This window comes from Psychrobacter sp. H27 (assembly GCF_059072655.1).
On record NZ_JCACRX010000001.1, the window covers coordinates 2,633,256 to 2,649,281 of the forward strand.

At 42.8% G+C, this 16,026-nt stretch carries 14 protein-coding genes; 10 read left to right on the plus strand and 4 right to left on the minus strand.

Translation table 11 applies throughout. The features are described 5' to 3' along the window. Positions 1–49: 49 nt before the first annotated feature. Positions 50–1,222, minus strand: a complete 1,173-nt coding sequence (gene queG / locus AC5JPY_RS10875; RefSeq protein ID WP_443526873.1) for a tRNA epoxyqueuosine(34) reductase QueG — start codon at positions 1,220–1,222, stop codon at positions 50–52. Between the two features lie 197 nt (positions 1,223–1,419). On the opposite strand from queG, the gene AC5JPY_RS10880 reads away from it, so the two are divergent. Next, the gene (locus AC5JPY_RS10880) at positions 1,420–3,243 is read left to right on the plus strand and encodes an NAD(P)H-hydrate dehydratase (protein WP_443526874.1); all 1,824 of its coding nucleotides are present in this window, start codon (positions 1,420–1,422) and stop codon (positions 3,241–3,243) included. A 15-nt stretch (positions 3,244–3,258) separates the two neighbouring features. Here the strand turns inward: AC5JPY_RS10880 and AC5JPY_RS10885 are convergent, their stop codons facing one another. After that, a complete protein-coding gene (locus tag AC5JPY_RS10885; protein WP_443526875.1) occupies positions 3,259–3,756 on the minus strand; it encodes a DUF4124 domain-containing protein in 498 nt (165 codons plus the stop codon). A 970-nt stretch (positions 3,757–4,726) separates the two neighbouring features. Between AC5JPY_RS10885 and AC5JPY_RS10890 the strand changes: the two genes are divergently transcribed. The 8 genes from AC5JPY_RS10890 to AC5JPY_RS10925 all read left to right on the plus strand — a co-directional run bounded on the left by AC5JPY_RS10890 (position 4,727) and on the right by AC5JPY_RS10925 (position 12,465). Further along, entirely contained in the window at positions 4,727–6,439 is a 1,713-nt protein-coding gene (locus tag AC5JPY_RS10890; protein ID WP_443526909.1) for an acetolactate synthase 3 large subunit, read from the plus strand. Further along, positions 6,439–6,936, plus strand: coding sequence for an acetolactate synthase small subunit (ilvN, locus tag AC5JPY_RS10895; RefSeq protein WP_319052058.1), 498 nt, complete (start codon positions 6,439–6,441; stop codon positions 6,934–6,936). Before AC5JPY_RS10890 ends, ilvN begins: the two co-directional genes overlap by 1 nt. Before the next feature lie 149 nt (positions 6,937–7,085). Beyond that, on the plus strand, positions 7,086–8,102 hold the full coding sequence (gene ilvC / locus AC5JPY_RS10900; protein WP_238038758.1) for a ketol-acid reductoisomerase: 1,017 nt from the start codon (positions 7,086–7,088) through the stop codon (positions 8,100–8,102). 255 nt (positions 8,103–8,357) lie between these two features. Further along, positions 8,358–8,783: a hypothetical protein gene (locus AC5JPY_RS10905; RefSeq protein WP_443526876.1), complete on the plus strand. Its 426-nt coding sequence runs from the start codon at positions 8,358–8,360 to the stop codon at positions 8,781–8,783. 369 nt (positions 8,784–9,152) lie between these two features. Continuing rightward, positions 9,153–9,365: a cold-shock protein gene (locus tag AC5JPY_RS10910; protein ID WP_057758834.1), complete on the plus strand. Its 213-nt coding sequence runs from the start codon at positions 9,153–9,155 to the stop codon at positions 9,363–9,365. Between the two features lie 252 nt (positions 9,366–9,617). Beyond that, the gene (locus AC5JPY_RS10915; RefSeq protein WP_443526877.1) at positions 9,618–10,190 is read left to right on the plus strand and encodes a DUF421 domain-containing protein; all 573 of its coding nucleotides are present in this window, start codon (positions 9,618–9,620) and stop codon (positions 10,188–10,190) included. A 445-nt stretch (positions 10,191–10,635) separates the two neighbouring features. Continuing rightward, a complete protein-coding gene (locus tag AC5JPY_RS10920; RefSeq protein ID WP_443526878.1) occupies positions 10,636–11,385 on the plus strand; it encodes an electron transfer flavoprotein subunit beta/FixA family protein in 750 nt (249 codons plus the stop codon). Positions 11,386–11,532: 147 nt separating this feature from the next. Beyond that, complete coding sequence (locus AC5JPY_RS10925; RefSeq protein WP_443526879.1) at positions 11,533–12,465, plus strand: electron transfer flavoprotein subunit alpha/FixB family protein; 933 nt, start codon at positions 11,533–11,535, stop codon at positions 12,463–12,465. A gap of 206 nt (positions 12,466–12,671) precedes the next feature. On the opposite strand, the gene AC5JPY_RS10930 is transcribed toward AC5JPY_RS10925, so the two are convergent. Together AC5JPY_RS10930 and AC5JPY_RS10935 are read right to left on the minus strand one after the other, a co-directional pair. After that, the gene (locus AC5JPY_RS10930; protein WP_443526880.1) at positions 12,672–13,466 is read right to left on the minus strand and encodes a TrmH family RNA methyltransferase; all 795 of its coding nucleotides are present in this window, start codon (positions 13,464–13,466) and stop codon (positions 12,672–12,674) included. A gap of 105 nt (positions 13,467–13,571) precedes the next feature. Further along, positions 13,572–14,555 carry a class 1 fructose-bisphosphatase gene (locus AC5JPY_RS10935; RefSeq protein WP_493852446.1) on the minus strand — a complete coding sequence of 328 codons (984 nt, stop codon included), beginning with the start codon at positions 14,553–14,555 and terminating at the stop codon, positions 13,572–13,574. A 384-nt stretch (positions 14,556–14,939) separates the two neighbouring features. Between AC5JPY_RS10935 and AC5JPY_RS10940 the strand changes: the two genes are divergently transcribed. Beyond that, the gene (locus AC5JPY_RS10940) at positions 14,940–16,013 is read left to right on the plus strand and encodes an aspartate carbamoyltransferase catalytic subunit (RefSeq protein WP_493852447.1); all 1,074 of its coding nucleotides are present in this window, start codon (positions 14,940–14,942) and stop codon (positions 16,011–16,013) included. Positions 16,014–16,026: the final 13 nt, after the last annotated feature.

Consider the following 16,026-nt stretch of genomic DNA (forward strand, 5'->3'; position numbering starts at 1 on the left):
TTGTGGGTTTCTATCAGATCAAATAATGAGTTCACATATTTATTCGTATCTATGAAGTGGTTAGCTCGCTATTAGGATTTAATTTTTTATACTGCTCATCCAATGCCCATTCGATATGTTCGTCGAGCATAGCATTATGTATAGTCAACTTAGATTTCAGTTGCTCAACCACTTCCAAACTGGCATTGGCGTTGCCCAAACCAATCGTGATATTACGCAAAAAATTGATATAGCCTGTGCGTCTAAGGGGACTACCTTGTGTATTTTTTAAAAAGTCCGCTTCCTGCCATTGCCATAATTCAAGCAAACTGCTGTTATCAAGACCATGTCTTGGCGCGAAGTCCTCGACGGTAGTAAGGTTGGCGTATCGATTCCATGGACATATCAGCTGACAATCATCACAGCCGAACACCCGATTGCCAATCGCGCGTCGGTACTTGATATCAATAACACCATCGTGCTCAATTGTTAAATAAGAGATACAGGCAGATGCATTAAGCTCATAAGGCGCTACAATCGCTTGAGTAGGACATATGTCAATACAAGCGCTGCAACTACCACAGTGTTCCTTAACAGGCTCATCATCGGGTAATTCAAGGCTCAAAAACAACTCACCCAGCACAAAGAATGAGCCCGCTTGTTTGTTGATCAATAACGTATGCTTGCCTGTCCAGCCAAGACCTGCAGCATCTGCGATAGGCCGCTCAAATATAGGCGCAGAATCGCTGAAAGGTCTGAAGATAAATTCTTTTTCTGCACCGATACCTAGATGTTGCCATTCAGGAAGCATGGCTTCGATATTCAAGGCCAATTGCTTCAAGCGGCTACGCATCGTCTTATGATAGTCACGTCCTCTGGCGTAACGCGCGATGATGCCTTGATTGGGATGATCGTTGTCCGTGACAGCACGCGGCGTCGGTGCCTGAGTGAGATAATCCATTCGTACACTGATAATGGTCTTTGCACCATCTACTAACTCCTCGGGATGAGCACGCAGATGGTGGTTGTTATGCATGAACTGTAATTGACCCTCGTAGCCTTTACTCAGCCACTGCTGTAACTGTTCAACTTGCTGGGTAAACAAAGGATGGTGGACAGATAGAAATCCACAGTCAGCAAACCCTAGTGCTTGTGCTTGCGCTTTTATCCATTGCTTAACCTCTGCTGTGGTTGAAAATACATAGGCGTCGCTAATGGCAATCTTTTTTTTATCAGTATGCATAAATATAGATGCTTATTTGGTTCGATTGGAGGTTTTGTGTTTGATCATAAGTGATGGGTGTACCGATATGATAAGCCAGTGAGTGACGAGCGCAAGTATAAAAGAAAATAAACCTACAGTCATATCGATACATAAGTCGATATTAGCTTTTGCTAAGCTAGTACGAAATATAAGAAAAGACCAGTAGAGGACATAAAATGAAAAATCAAACCATTATATTACCCATAAAAAACACAAAACCTGTGGCATTGTATAGTAGCAAGCAAGTATATGCGATGGAGCAAGCATGGTTTGTAGAAGGGTACGATAGCTTTTGGCTAATGAAACAAGCCGCTTGGCAGATGACGCAACGGATAGAACAGCTTTACGAGCAAAAATACTTTGAAAACAGTCATCCCAATATTCATGTTTATCATCATGATACTTGTCCGCATCGGGCATGCATCTGGGTAGGAAAGGGTAATAATGGCGGGGACGGCTGGCTCATTGCTCATTATTTGCAGCAAGCAGGCTGGCAAGTCGAAGTAATCACTGTCGGTTTTGATAAAAGTGATCTTGCCATAAACAGTCAGACAGTAATTGCTAATCATAAAAATAGTGATAGCAGTAACATGACTGATGCTACCAAAGCGCTACAGATAGCCTTATCTGCCAATTGCAACTATCGACGTTTTGAAGAGATCCATAATCGTCAAGATAGTTCAAACGAAAGTATCTTATCTGCGGATATGCATATCGATGCTCTCTTTGGTATTGGACTTGATCGTGCGCCAGAAGGTATCTACAAAGAAGCGATTAATACTTTCAATGATAGTACGCAACGATATAAAGCATTAGCAGTGGCAGTCGATATTCCAAGTGGGTTGGTGGCCTCTACTGGTGAAGTGTTCGACCGCGTTGCGATACAGGCTGATGTGACTTTGTGTCTGATAGCACGCAAGTTCGGTCTGCATACCAAAGATGGTACAGATTATAGCGGAGAAGTCACTGATATACCGCTCATACCTTATGAGTTGACGCAACCACAAAAAGCTAGCAACCATACGATAGCCAATGAAAGCACGAGCCCAGCATCTGAACCCATTGCTATGCTGCTGAAGGCTGCACATAGTATGCAGGCACGCCGTCAAAACAGTTATAAAGGCAGCTATGGTCACGCACTCGTTATCGGCGGAAATCGTATTGATGGCTCACAAGGTATGGGCGGAGCCGCGATACTCGCTGCGTCTAGTACGATGGCTACTGGTGCTGGAAAGATAACGGTTGCCTGCCATGAGGCTTTTCATTGTGCATTGTTAACCTCGTTGCCAGATGCCATGACCATTAATCTGCACGATACAGATAGCGTGAAGACCTTAATAAAACAAGCCAGCGTTGTTGCTATCGGTATGGGATTAGGCCGTGACGAAAAAGCAAAAGCACTATTCATCGATTATATAAAGGCAGCTATAGAGTATGAAAAATCAATAGTGATTGATGCTGATGGGCTTTATCATTTAGCATCGCTGCATATGGACAGTCATGAACTGGTAAAAGAGCTACAAGAATACAGCTTGTATCATCAAGTTTGTATGACACCGCATAGTGGGGAAGCGGCTAGGTTACTTGATCAAAAAATCAGCGAGGTAGAGCGTGATAGACTGCAAGCTATAACACAATGCGCTAAGGTTTATGGTGGTGACTGGGTACTAAAGGGAGCAGGGTCATTAGTGTTGGAGCAAAAATCAGGGCGAAAGCAGGTATACGTCTGCAATGCCGGAAACGCTGGTATGGCAACGGCTGGCATGGGTGATGTATTATCTGGTGTGACTGCTGGATTGTTGGCGCAGCAGGACTTAGTATCAGCGTCGCGCAGCTTGCATCAAGCAGTACTTATACATGGGTTTGCAGGGGATGTGTTGGTCAACCAAACGGGCGATTGTTATAGTAACAATATGCTATTGGTCGGACAGCGAGGGCTACAAGCTCAAGATATGCCAGCAGCCATTCGCCATGTTATGCAGCTAATGATTGTTGAGTAATCATCGCTACAAAAACTAGGTCGTAGCGCTACCACAGTACTGATTGATTGCTTGTTGTACGCGCTCACGTTTTAGCTCAATTTCACGTCCATCTAAGTATTGACGTTTGCCATCTGCATCCATCTCATAGATACGTCCGCCAACATTTAGGTTGGTTAGGTTATTGCGCAGCGATTGACAGCGCTGGGCATTGGCCTGTGCTTCTTGTTCTTTAATACGTGCTTCAAGAGCGGCTACACGCTGCTCTTCTGCCGTTTGGGTATTATTGCTTTGGCTGGCATCTGTTTTGCCTGCCATTTCTCCAGCGTTGTTTTGTCTGCCGTCACTACGAAACTCAATCAATTCGATGTTTTTGCCATTCTGCGGAGCATGTTGACTGTACTTGACTTCACCATGTGCACCAATGGATTTATATACCTGAATAGCCTGACTGGCATTCATAGACAGCATTAGCATACACGCAGTGCTCGTTAGCAGTTTGGCAGCAGTAGTGATTATAGATGCATATGCCATAGTGGCAATCCTCTTGTTTGGTAGAAGCAGATAGGTATAAGGTTAAATATAACATTTAAGCCTGTTATTGATAGTAATAACCTGCCGACTTTTGATTTTAGCAAAAAATACTTATCAATGTATATTACTTAATAACTAATAGTTAGGTATAGGGTTTAGAAGTTTTTCTTGACAATAGGGTCTAAACCATCGAATATAAGAGCAGTTGATTGGTCAGTGAGCGGCTTTTATGATATTGCCGTGGCACTTGTGAATGCAAACTACGGGTTACTTATCGGTAGCTTACGCAGTTTTATTTCCTTTGTGATCATGATTAGCAGACGTAGTGGTCAAGCGACTACTAACCGCTAATCATCGTCTCCGGACTTATCTGTCTACAATGACTAAGATAAACTTATTATTTAAAATGTACTACATGTGATTCTATCAGTTGTGTTAAACATAAGGTAAGTATAAGGTTTTTTAAAAATCTATCGTAAGGGTCAATACGCTTGCGAGACAGCCAAATTATTGGCTATAGAATTTATCTTATTTGTTTATATCTATACGGCTGTACCAATGAATTTGTCATCAGTGCTTGCTTGTATTCACTTGCAATAATAAGCCTCTTTTTTAGATGCACTCGTATCTTGTCACTGTATATCGATAAATGTCCATCACAAAGCTGACCTTAAATACATTGCTGTGTTTGAGTGATTTGTTGTCTTCAAAAACAACGTAACTCAATACATTAGGCAAATATTCTTGATATGGACAAGAATTGGCAGTCATTTTACGAACTTAGAAGTAATGCCTACATGGATTCTCTCTCCTCATAAAATACTGCAAATTCTCGCCGCAAAAAAAGGTGATGACAGTGACGCAAACCACGCAAAGTCCGAATATGACGGGACATACCCAAACGGGTAATGCCGCCAAAAATTTTGAAGAAAAGCAACAACGTCTCGCAGAGGGCAGTGCAGAGCCTGTAATGCTATCGGGCGCTGAAATGCTGGTACAAGCGCTGACTGACGAAGGTGTCGAATACATCTTTGGTTACCCAGGTGGTGCTGTTCTACACATTTATGATGCGCTGTTTCAGCAAGAAGCCGTTGAACACATTCTAGTACGCCACGAGCAGGCTGCGGGTCACATGGCAGATGCTTATTCACGAGTGACTGGCAATACTGGTGTGGTGCTCGCAACCTCAGGTCCTGGTGCAACCAATACCGTTACTGCAATTGCTACTGCCTTTATGGACTCAGTACCGATGGTAGTGATTTCAGGTCAGGTACCAAGTAGCCTAATCGGCGAAGATGCTTTCCAAGAAACAGATATGGTTGGGGTGTCACGCCCTATCGTTAAGCATAGCTTCCAAGTACGCCATGCTAGCGAAATTCCTATGATTGTCAAAAAGGCATTCCATATCGCGCAGTCTGGACGTCCAGGTCCTGTGGTTATTGATGTGCCAAAAGACATGACCGCCCCTAGCGAAAAACATGCCTATGAGTACCCAGAAGAGGTATTTATACGTTCGTACCAGCCTTCGCTCAAAGGCCATAGTGGTCAGATTAAAAAGGCGGTTGAGACGTTACTCGCGGCGCAGCGTCCAGTAGTGTATGCAGGCGGCGGTGTGATCTGGAGTAAGGCGCACGAAGAGTTGACTGACCTTGCGCATCGTCTAAATCTGCCAGTGACCAATACATTGATGGGTCTGGGTACTTTCCCGGGCTCAGATGAGCAGTTCTTAGGCATGCTCGGTATGCACGGTACCTATGAAGCCAACATGAGTATGCATCATGCTGATGTTATTTTGGCAGTCGGTGCGCGTTTTGATGATCGTGTGACCAATAACGTCAAAAAATTCTGTCCTAATGCGACTATTATTCATATCGATATCGATCCCGCTTCGATTTCAAAAACCATTCTGGCGCATATTCCTATCGTAGGCGATGTGAAGTCGGTCTTAACGGACATGCTAGAGATTGTTGGTCAAGACAAGCAGCTAGAGCAGCATGCCCTACTAGATTGGTGGTCACAGATCAATGAGTGGCGTAAGCGCCATGGTCTGCGTTATGACACCAGTACAGACAATGGTATCAAGCCACAAAGCGCAGTACAGGCTCTAGATAAAGTGACTAATAGTAACGCTATTATCACCAGTGACGTCGGTCAGCATCAGATGTTTGCAGCACTTTACTACACGTACAATGAGCCTCGTCAGTGGTTGAACTCAGGTGGTCTAGGTACCATGGGTGTGGGCTTACCATATGCGATGGCAGCAAAGCTTGCTAACCCTGAGCGTGACGTCGTTTGTATCACAGGTGAAGGCTCTATTCAGATGAATATCCAAGAGCTATCAACTTGCCTACAGTACAACTTGCCAGTAAAAATCCTAAACCTAAATAACGCCCAGTTAGGTATGGTGAAGCAGTGGCAGGACATGTTGTATGAAGGTCGCCACGCCCAGTCTTACATGAATTCATTACCAGACTTTGTCAAATTGGCTGAAAGTTATGGTCACGTTGGTATCAAGATCACTGACCCTGCGACCATGGAAGCGCAATTGGCAGAAGCCATGGCAATGAAAGACAAACTGGTATTTATCGATGTTTATGTCGATCGTAACGAGCATGTATATCCAATGCAAATCGCTGGGCAAGCTATGCGTGATATGTGGTTAACAAAAGGGGAGCGTACCTAATGCAACAACAACATCTGATTTCGGTATTGATGGAAAACGAAGCGGGTTCGTTGTCGCGTCTAGTCGGCTTGTTCTCACAGCGTGGCTACAATATCGAAACGCTAAACGTCGCACCTACTGATGACCCAAGCATCTCTCGCCTAACATTGACAACTATTACGTCACCAGAGAGAATCGAGCAGATCACCAAACAATTGCATAAATTGATTGAAGTGGTTAAAGTGCACAATCTAACAGAGAATGTACACGTCGAGCGTGAATTGATGCTGATCAAAGTACGAGCGACTGGTAGTGTGCGCGAAGAGATCAAACGTAGTGCAGATATTTTCCGTGCGCAGATCGTCGACGTCAATGCCAATTTATATACGATTCAAATCGTTGGCGACAAGGCAAAGCTTGACGGCTTTATCGATGTGCTCGGACGTGAGCGCATTATGGAAGTGGTTCGCTCGGGTGTGATTGGTATTGCTCGCGGTGAAAAGACGCTGAGTATTTAATACTCATTACGACCTATTTTAATCAAGCTCTACTTTAATCAAAAACTATTTATCTAAATCAACAAGACGCTTATGCCAGTGACTATATTAATTACAGCATAAGCGTTTACTATCCATGGCAAGCCATGATTGAGACAAGGACTCTATTTATGAACGTTTTTTATGACAAAGATTGTGATTTATCAATTATCCAAGGTAAAAAAGTTGCCATTATCGGTTACGGTTCACAAGGCCATGCGCACGCGCTTAACCTACAAGATTCTGACGTTGATGTGACGGTTGGTCTACGTGCCAACTCAGGCTCATGGAAAAAAGCTGAAAATGCCGGTCTAAAAGTTGCTGAAGTAGAAGAAGCGGTAAAAGCTGCTGACGTTATCATGATTTTGACACCTGATGAGTTTCAAAAAGAGCTCTATAACGACGTCATCGAGCCAAACATCAAAGAAGGCGCGACATTAGCTTTCGCTCATGGTTTTGCTATTCATTACAATCAAGTGGTACCGCGCGGTGATCTAGATGTCATCATGGTTGCGCCAAAAGCACCAGGTCATACCGTACGTTCAGAATTTACTAAAGGCGGCGGTATCCCAGATCTTATCGCCATCTATCAAGATGCTTCTGGTCAAGCCAAACAACTAGCACTATCGTATGCTGCTGGTGTCGGTGGCGGTCGTTCAGGTATCATCGAAACTACGTTCAAAGATGAGACAGAAACGGATCTATTTGGCGAGCAAGCAGTGCTTTGTGGCGGTGCAGTAGAGCTAGTAAAAATGGGCTTTGAGACACTAACAGAAGCAGGCTACGCACCAGAAATGGCTTACTTTGAGTGTCTACATGAGCTAAAGCTAATTGTTGATTTGATGTATGAAGGCGGTATCGCTGACATGAACTATTCAATCAGTAATAACGCTGAGTATGGTGAATACGTTACGGGTCCTGAAGTTATCAATGAGCAGTCACGTGAAGCTATGCGTAATGCGCTAAAACGCATCCAATCGGGCGAATACGCGAAGATGTTCATCTCTGAAGGTGCAACCAACTATCCATCAATGACAGCACGTCGTCGCAACAACGCTGAGCATCAAATCGAGACAACTGGTGCCAAGCTACGCGGTATGATGCCTTGGATCGGTGGTAACAAAATTATCGATAAAGACAAAAACTAAATCGATATCACTCTAAAGTATACTGCTAGATAGTCCTACAACCCGTGTTATCACTCGATAGCACGGGTTTTTTAAGTCATGCTTGGTAGAGACACAAGTTATTATATGTGCTGGTTGAAAAGTAGTAATAACTGCCCAATATAAGCAGTCATCTCTGCACTGTCCAAAGTGCTTTTACTACGCTTATTTGTCTTTGAATAACAGATGCAGATGGGTGTCTCATTCTTATTTTCTACAGATTACAGGTTGTATGTTGTGCAAATATATTATCCAGACTGGCTAACGCCGCAATTCGTGTATGTGACTCTCAGCGCTGTGGTAGCAGTTTTAATTTGGATAGAAGGGGAGATGCTCAAAAAAACAGATGGCAAATTGCCCAAATCTAAATTTTTTCAATTCAGCTCGCTTTTAGATACGATATGGTTCTTCATCTCTGTAGTCGCTCTATATGTGATTGATTTGGCACCGTTAGCGATTGCGGTTCCTGCTGCTTATGGTATCTATACTACCTTCGGTTGGATATATGGCACACGGTTACTAAAGCGCAAAGGAATTCCAGACTCTCCGAAAGACCTTGTGATACCAGCCAAATATATTGCCTATAGCCAATCGTTCTCATTAATCTTTTTTGCGTTATGCTTGTTAGTATTAAGTGCACCATGGCTACCTATATCGCAATAAGTAATGATTAGTATAAAGTCCTAGAATGGTTTGATTGTTTGAGTTGTTGATAGATCCACTAACACGTCAGTTAGTATAATAAAGATTAAAAATCATTTAATATCAGCATGATATGTTTATAAATATGTTTTATCCTAAGTCGAAATAATAGCTAAAATTTATTTACAAAAATTATTAATTTAGACTGTTACCCACATCGAAAACTGTTATAATCAGGCTGTACCCGAAATATTTTAGGTAAAAATTTTGAATTTTCTTTTAGATTATTTAAGGTTTTTATGATTGCATCAAGCAAAAAATACGAAGGTATATATCAATTAATCGGTGATGACACAAGTCTCGCCAACAGTTAAAGAGTCAGGAAAATTTATGTCAGATAAAGTTGAAGGCACTGTAAAGTGGTTTAATGAAGCTAAAGGTTTTGGTTTTATCGCTCAAGACAACGGCGGACAAGACGTATTTGCTCACTACAGCGCTATCCAAGGTAACGGTTTCAAAACTCTAGCCGAAGGCCAAAAAGTGTCTTTCATCTTAGGTGATGGCAAAAAAGGCCCACAAGCTGAGCAAATCGAAGCTATCTAATTTTATTTATTATTAAGTTGGCTTCTTAAGCAGACTTGATAACAGTAATATGACTAATATGCATTGATTACTTTGTTTGTTAAAACAATAAAAATACTGTATCGACTTTAAAGAAAAGCAACCTCTTATCAGGTTGCTTTTTTTGTATCATCATATTTATAGCAGAAAGATTTGTAAGAAATATCGTTGATATTTTCACAAGTATCATCAGTTCGTAATAGATACTGACTAAACTAAAAATAGGGTTCTATGATGAAATGGGAAACTTGGCTTTCAATTGACTGGCAACAGATACTAGGTATTTCTATATCCGCAGTAGGTTTTTATTTGGGTCTGATGCTGTTTACACGCCTCATGGGTTTACGTAGCTTTTCTAAGCTATCAAGTCATGATTTTGCTATGACTGTCGGTATTGGTAGTATATTGGCCTCTACCGTATTGTCTGATGAGCCCTCTCTACTACAAGGGTTGTGCGCTGTTGCGGTGCTGTTCGTGATTCAAGGCGTGGTCTCAGTGGTAAGGCGTAAAATAAAGCCACTCAAAGCGCTAATAGACAATCAAGCTATCATATTGATGGCACATGGTGAGTATTTTCCAGATAATTTGCAAGAAGCTAACCTAAGTACGAGCGATGTCCAAGAAGTGCTGCGTAAAAACGGTATCAAATCTAAAACTGAGGTATTTGCTGTCATAATGGAAACGACAGGGGATATGAGTGTTATTAAAAATAATGAAGTAACTCCTGATCGGTCATTATTTGATGATATACGTGATAGTGAATTGCTGATTGGTTCTAATGTCAGCTCTAACGAAAATAACCAGTAACAAGTGCTGAGTCCCTATCTATTAACGCTAAAGAGATAAATAATAACAAAATGTTAAGTAAGGCTAGGGCTGAGAATGCTATAAAGGTATCAGTAATTACGACTGTCAATTAAAAAAATCGTGGAATAACGTGCTTATAGACCAATTATTTTAGAATGGTGACAAATTTATGACGCATTATTCACGGCGTTGTCTTGACCTTATCTGCATGCTGACGCAAGATACATAGGTCTGATAATAACGGTTGGCTTAGCTTTAGCAGATTTATCGATAAAGTACACATTGCTAATATGATTGTTGATATTGGCTTGTATTTCTTGAGTAATCATATTCTGTTGATGTAGTAATAACCTTGAGTAGTATTTTGAACGACAATTTGAACCACAACGAAAATTTGGTTCTTAACTGATATTTTTAATTCATAACATTAATAAACGAGGAACGTATGAAAGCATTAGTAGCGGTCAAGCGTGTCATTGATTATAACGTAAAAGTTCGTGTAAAAGCCGACAACTCTGGCGTTGACTTATCAAACACTAAAATGTCAATCAACCCTTTTGATGAAATCGCAGTAGAAGAAGCGGTTCGCCTAAAAGAAGCTGGCGTCATTGATGAGATCATTGTTGCTTCAATCGGTCCAAAAGAATCACAAGAGCAGATTCGTGCAGCTTTAGCACTAGGTGCTGACCGTGGTGTATTAGTAGTAAGTGACAAAAAACCATATCCATTACAAGTTGCTAAGATCTTAAAGAACATCGCTGAAACTGAAAGCACTGATATTATCTTGCTAGGTAAACAGGCGATTGATGATGACAACAACCAAACTGGTCAAATGCTAGCGGCATTGATGGGCATCGGTCAGGGTACGTTTGCATCAGAAGTGAAGGTTGAAGGCGATAAAGTAAATGTAACACGTGAAATCGATGGTGGCCTGCAAACAGTCGCACTTGATTTACCAGCGGTCATCACGACTGATTTACGTTTGAATGAGCCACGTTATGCTAAATTGCCTAACATCATGAAAGCTAAGAAAAAGCCACTTGATGAAAAAACGCCAGCGGATTTCGGTGTTGATATGGCATCTAAGCAAGAAATTATTAAAGTCGTGCCACCTGCTGAACGTAAAGCTGGTATTACAGTAGGGTCAGTTGATGAGTTGGTCGATAAGCTGAAAAACGAAGCAAAAGTTATTTAATATTTTAATGACTGAATGATTTGTTACGGCATATCTTGTACAAGGCTATGGATTGAGCCGTTCTATATGAACTAATAGCCTCTCAAATAGCATTGTACACAAACAACCGCATGAATAGATAACACGAATAAATAAAGGATTAAAACCATGGCAATTTTGGTATATGCAGAACACGACAATGCCAGTCTAAAAAAGGCAACTTTGAATACTATTGCTGCTGCTAAGCAAATGGGTGATGATATCCATGTGTTGGTTGCAGGTAGTGGCGCTCAAGCGGTGGCTGATGAAGCGGCTAAAGCAGAAGGCGTGACCAAAGTACTATTGGCTGACAACGCGGCTTATGAGCATCAACTAGCAGGCAACGTTGCGTTACTGGTTGCAGATATTGCTAGTAACTATAGCCATGTCTTGGCTGCTGCAACGACTACTGGCAAAAACTTTATGCCACGTGCTGCAGCATTACTTGATGTCAGCATGCTGTCAGAGATCTCTGGTGTGGTAGACGCACAAACGTTTGAACGTCCTATCTATGCAGGTAATGCAACAGCGACAGTAAAAACGACAGAAGAAAAAGTCGTACTAACCGTACGTACCACTGCGTTTGATCCAGTAGCAAGCGAAGGTGGTTCAGCGACTGTCGAAACTATCGATAACGTACAAGAAACTGGCAAAGCAAGCTTTGTGAACGAAGAGATGGCTAAGTCTGACCGTCCAGAGTTAACGTCAGCTGGTATCGTAGTTTCTGGTGGTCGTGCACTAGCGAACGGTGAAAACTTCACTAAGTATATCGAGCCACTAGCAGACAAGCTAGGTGCTGCTGTTGGTGCATCACGTGCTGCTGTTGATGCAGGTTATGTACCAAATGATATGCAGGTCGGTCAAACGGGTAAAATCGTTGCACCGCAGCTGTATATCGCAGCTGGTATCTCAGGCGCGATTCAGCATTTGGCTGGTATGAAAGACTCTAAAGTGATTGTCGCTATCAACAATGACCCAGAAGCTCCTATCGCTAGCGTTGCTGATTACTTCCTAGAAGCAGATCTATTTGAAGCATTACCTGAGCTAACCAGCAAGGTATAGTATATAGTCACAGAACTACTAAATGGCTACGGCGTTACCCTCCTTAGATATATTACTTGTACAATCTGCAGTCGGCTGCCTTGTATCCGTTTTAGACTTCTATAACTATATCAGTAGTAGACAGATAACAAAAAACCCACTATCAATTGATAGTGGGTTTTTTCATGCTTGATAGACTGGGTTTTAATAGTAGTTATAAATAGACGCTAAGAGTATTGTCTTTGACGTAAGGTCTCATATAGACATAAAGACCCTGCAATGGCTACGTTTAAACTCTCTTGACCATTTGGCTGCGGTAGCGCTATAGGCGTCGCACATTGCATTAGATCGTCACTAACGCCTTGACCTTCATGACCCATAATCCAAGCCACAGGTGCAGATAAGTCGTGATCGTAAATGATAGTATCTGTATGTGAGCTAGTCGCCAATAGCGGTACCTGTACTTGATCCAGGATATCTTGCGTACTTAAGCCCTCAAAAATAGTCAGTGCAAACTGTGCACCCATACCGGCTCGTAACGTCTTAGGAGACCAAGCTTGAGCTGTAGCACTGGTACATAGGATATTGCGAATACCAACGGCAGCCGCTGTGCGCAGTAGAGTACCGACATTTCCGCTATCTTGTACATCGTTTAAGATCAGGCAATCCTCATCGATCATCGGCAAGCTAGGCGTTGGTACCTTGATGATCGCCATAATATCGATGCCAGTACCTAAGCTACGTATGCTCTCATAAAGCGCGTCTGACAAAACAAGAATAGGCGTATAAGTGGGCAGACGAGTGAGCACTTGCTGAACCTCGGGATGACTACGCGCTGATTCAGATAGTAAGATTTGAACAAAGGGATAGTCACTACGCAGTGCCGCATCTATTAAATGGACGCCTTCTATAACGGTCTGACCGTTCTTTTTGCGTTGGCGCGCTTGTGCTAATAGCGCTTTTACAAGCTTTACGGTTGTGTTCTTATCTGAGGTAATCAGCTCGGTGGGATTGTGTACCATAGTGGATCGCTTAGAGAAGAGTAAAGGAGTCGTTTGGACAACCAGCAAAAGGTCTATTTTTGATTTAGCAATCTGCTGGCTGTTTCTAACATGGGCGCAAACTAATTATTTTTCAGAGTAGTTTAGGTGCAAGTCTTTCACATAATTGACTTCGTTTTTGCTGCCGAGTACCACAGGGACACGCTGATGAATATCGGTCGGTTCAATGTCCAGGATACGATTGACAGCGTCTGTCGCACCGCCACCTGCGCGCTCTATTAATAGGCTCATTGGATTGGCTTCATACATCAAACGCAGCTTACCTGCTTTATGAGCGTATTTGGTATCAAACGGATAAGTGAAGAGACCACCGCGACATAAGATACGATGAACGTCACCAACCATAGCAGCGACCCAGCGCGTGTTAAAATCGCGCCCGCGTACGCCGGTCTCACCTGCGATTAGCTCATCAATGTACTGTTGCATCGGCGCGCGCCAATAGCGATAGTTAGAGCTGTTGATGGCATATTCGCTCGTGTCAGCATCGATTTGGACATTGTCTTCTATCAGCACGTAGTCAGACGTTTCTGGATCTAGGCTGAACATAACGACTTTGTCTGCGATGGTCAGCGCTAGTACGGTAGAGGTACCATATAGTAAGTACCCTGCGGCTAGCTGCTTATTACCTGCTTGTAGATAGTCGCTGTTTTCGCTGGTTTGACCTTGACGCTCATAGGGCAGAACAGAAAAAATGGTACCCACTGCCATATTGATATCGATATTTGATGAGCCATCTAATGGGTCAAAGAGTACCAATAGGCTGCCGTCGTTATTAGCAGGAGTAGCGTCATCTAGCTCTTCTGATGCAACACCAGCACAATGTGAATTGTTTGCTAACGCCTCTAGTAATAAGTCATTGGCCAGTACATCGAGTTTTTTCTGGTCTTCACCTTGAACATTTTGGTTGCCAGCTTCGCCTAAAATATCTGCCAACGCACCTTTTCTGAGTAGCTGTGAAATCGTCTTGCCGACATCAGTGACGGTGGTAATAACATCGTTGAGCGCAGTGTTGGTAGCATTTTCGTTGAGATAGTCTGCTAGGGTGGTCATGAGGTTTCCTAATAAATGGTATAAAACGTAAAAATGGATGGCATCGGAGTAAAGAAGAAGGTGCTATTTGGCACACTCTAACGGGTTAAATATTTAATTAGCCTGTATGGCATCTTTGTCGTGACTACAAAATCAGCTACACTATATCTATTGTTATTCATTTATAGTTTTGTCAGACTTATTCTCTATGAGAATGCAGTATGTCTGCTTATGCTTTCTGACTGACTGCTGATGCTGTTTTGGTCACATTTGATTACGGTAAATTGTAGCAAATAAGCATCAAAATGTCCTTTGTATCTATGCTTATCAGTGATAAATGATCGAACAAAGATAAATAAGTGATTGCTATAGACTCATATAAACCCACAATGAAGACTTGTCATTATGTCAAATTCTATCGATAGTAGCGCTACCCAAGCAGTTTCGCCAACTGATTATGCAAAATTTGATCCTAATACCATTCACCATAGACTCAATACCTCATTGAGCCGTCCGCAGCTCAATACTGATGGCAGTATCCGGCATTTTCTAGGTGTGGAAGGCCTCAATAAAGCGCAGCTCAAAGCAATCATCGCAAAAGCAGAGACTTTCTTTGATGATAATGGTCAATTAATCAACCGTCCTGAGTTGGATGGCTATACCGTAATGAATTTGTTCTTTGAGCCATCGACTCGCACGCGAACGACGTTTGAAGTGGCAGAAAAGCGATTGGGCGCCAATGTACTCAATATCGATATTGAACGTTCAAGTACGAAGAAGGGCGAGAGTCTACGCGATACGCTATGGAATCTACAGGCAATGACCGCAGATATCTTTGTGGTGCGTCATTCAGCGTCGGGTGCTGCGCACTTCATGGCCACAGAAGTCACGCCTGATATCGCGATCATCAATGGCGGTGATGGCTGGCATGCGCATCCTACCCAAGGAATGCTTGATATGTTGACCATCCACCGTGAGGCGCCGCGTCCATTTGAAGAACTGTCTATCGCAATCGTTGGTGATATCAAGCATTCACGCGTGGCACGCTCTGATATCAGTGCACTGCAAACGTTAGGCGTGACAGACATTCGTGTTTGTGCGCCGCGTACGTTACTGCCCAAAGGTATCGAGCGTTTTGGTGTAACCGTGTATGAAAGTATGGATGAGTGCGTCACGGACTGTGACGTCATTATGGGATTGAGAATACAAAATGAGCGCATTGGCTCACCGCTTTTGGCATCATCCAATGAGTATTACAAGCATTACGGTATCACGCCAGAACGAGTCGCGCTTGCCAAACCTGATGCATTAGTCATGCATCCAGGTCCAATGAACCGAGGCGTTGAGATTGCTTCTAGCGTGGCAGATGGCACACAATCTGTCATCTTAAAGCAGGTAAACAATGGTATTGCCATACGTATGGCAGTCTTATCGCTTGCGATGGAGGGCCAGCGCGCTCACCAAGCGGCTGGTAAGTAACAGCCCGCTGCGC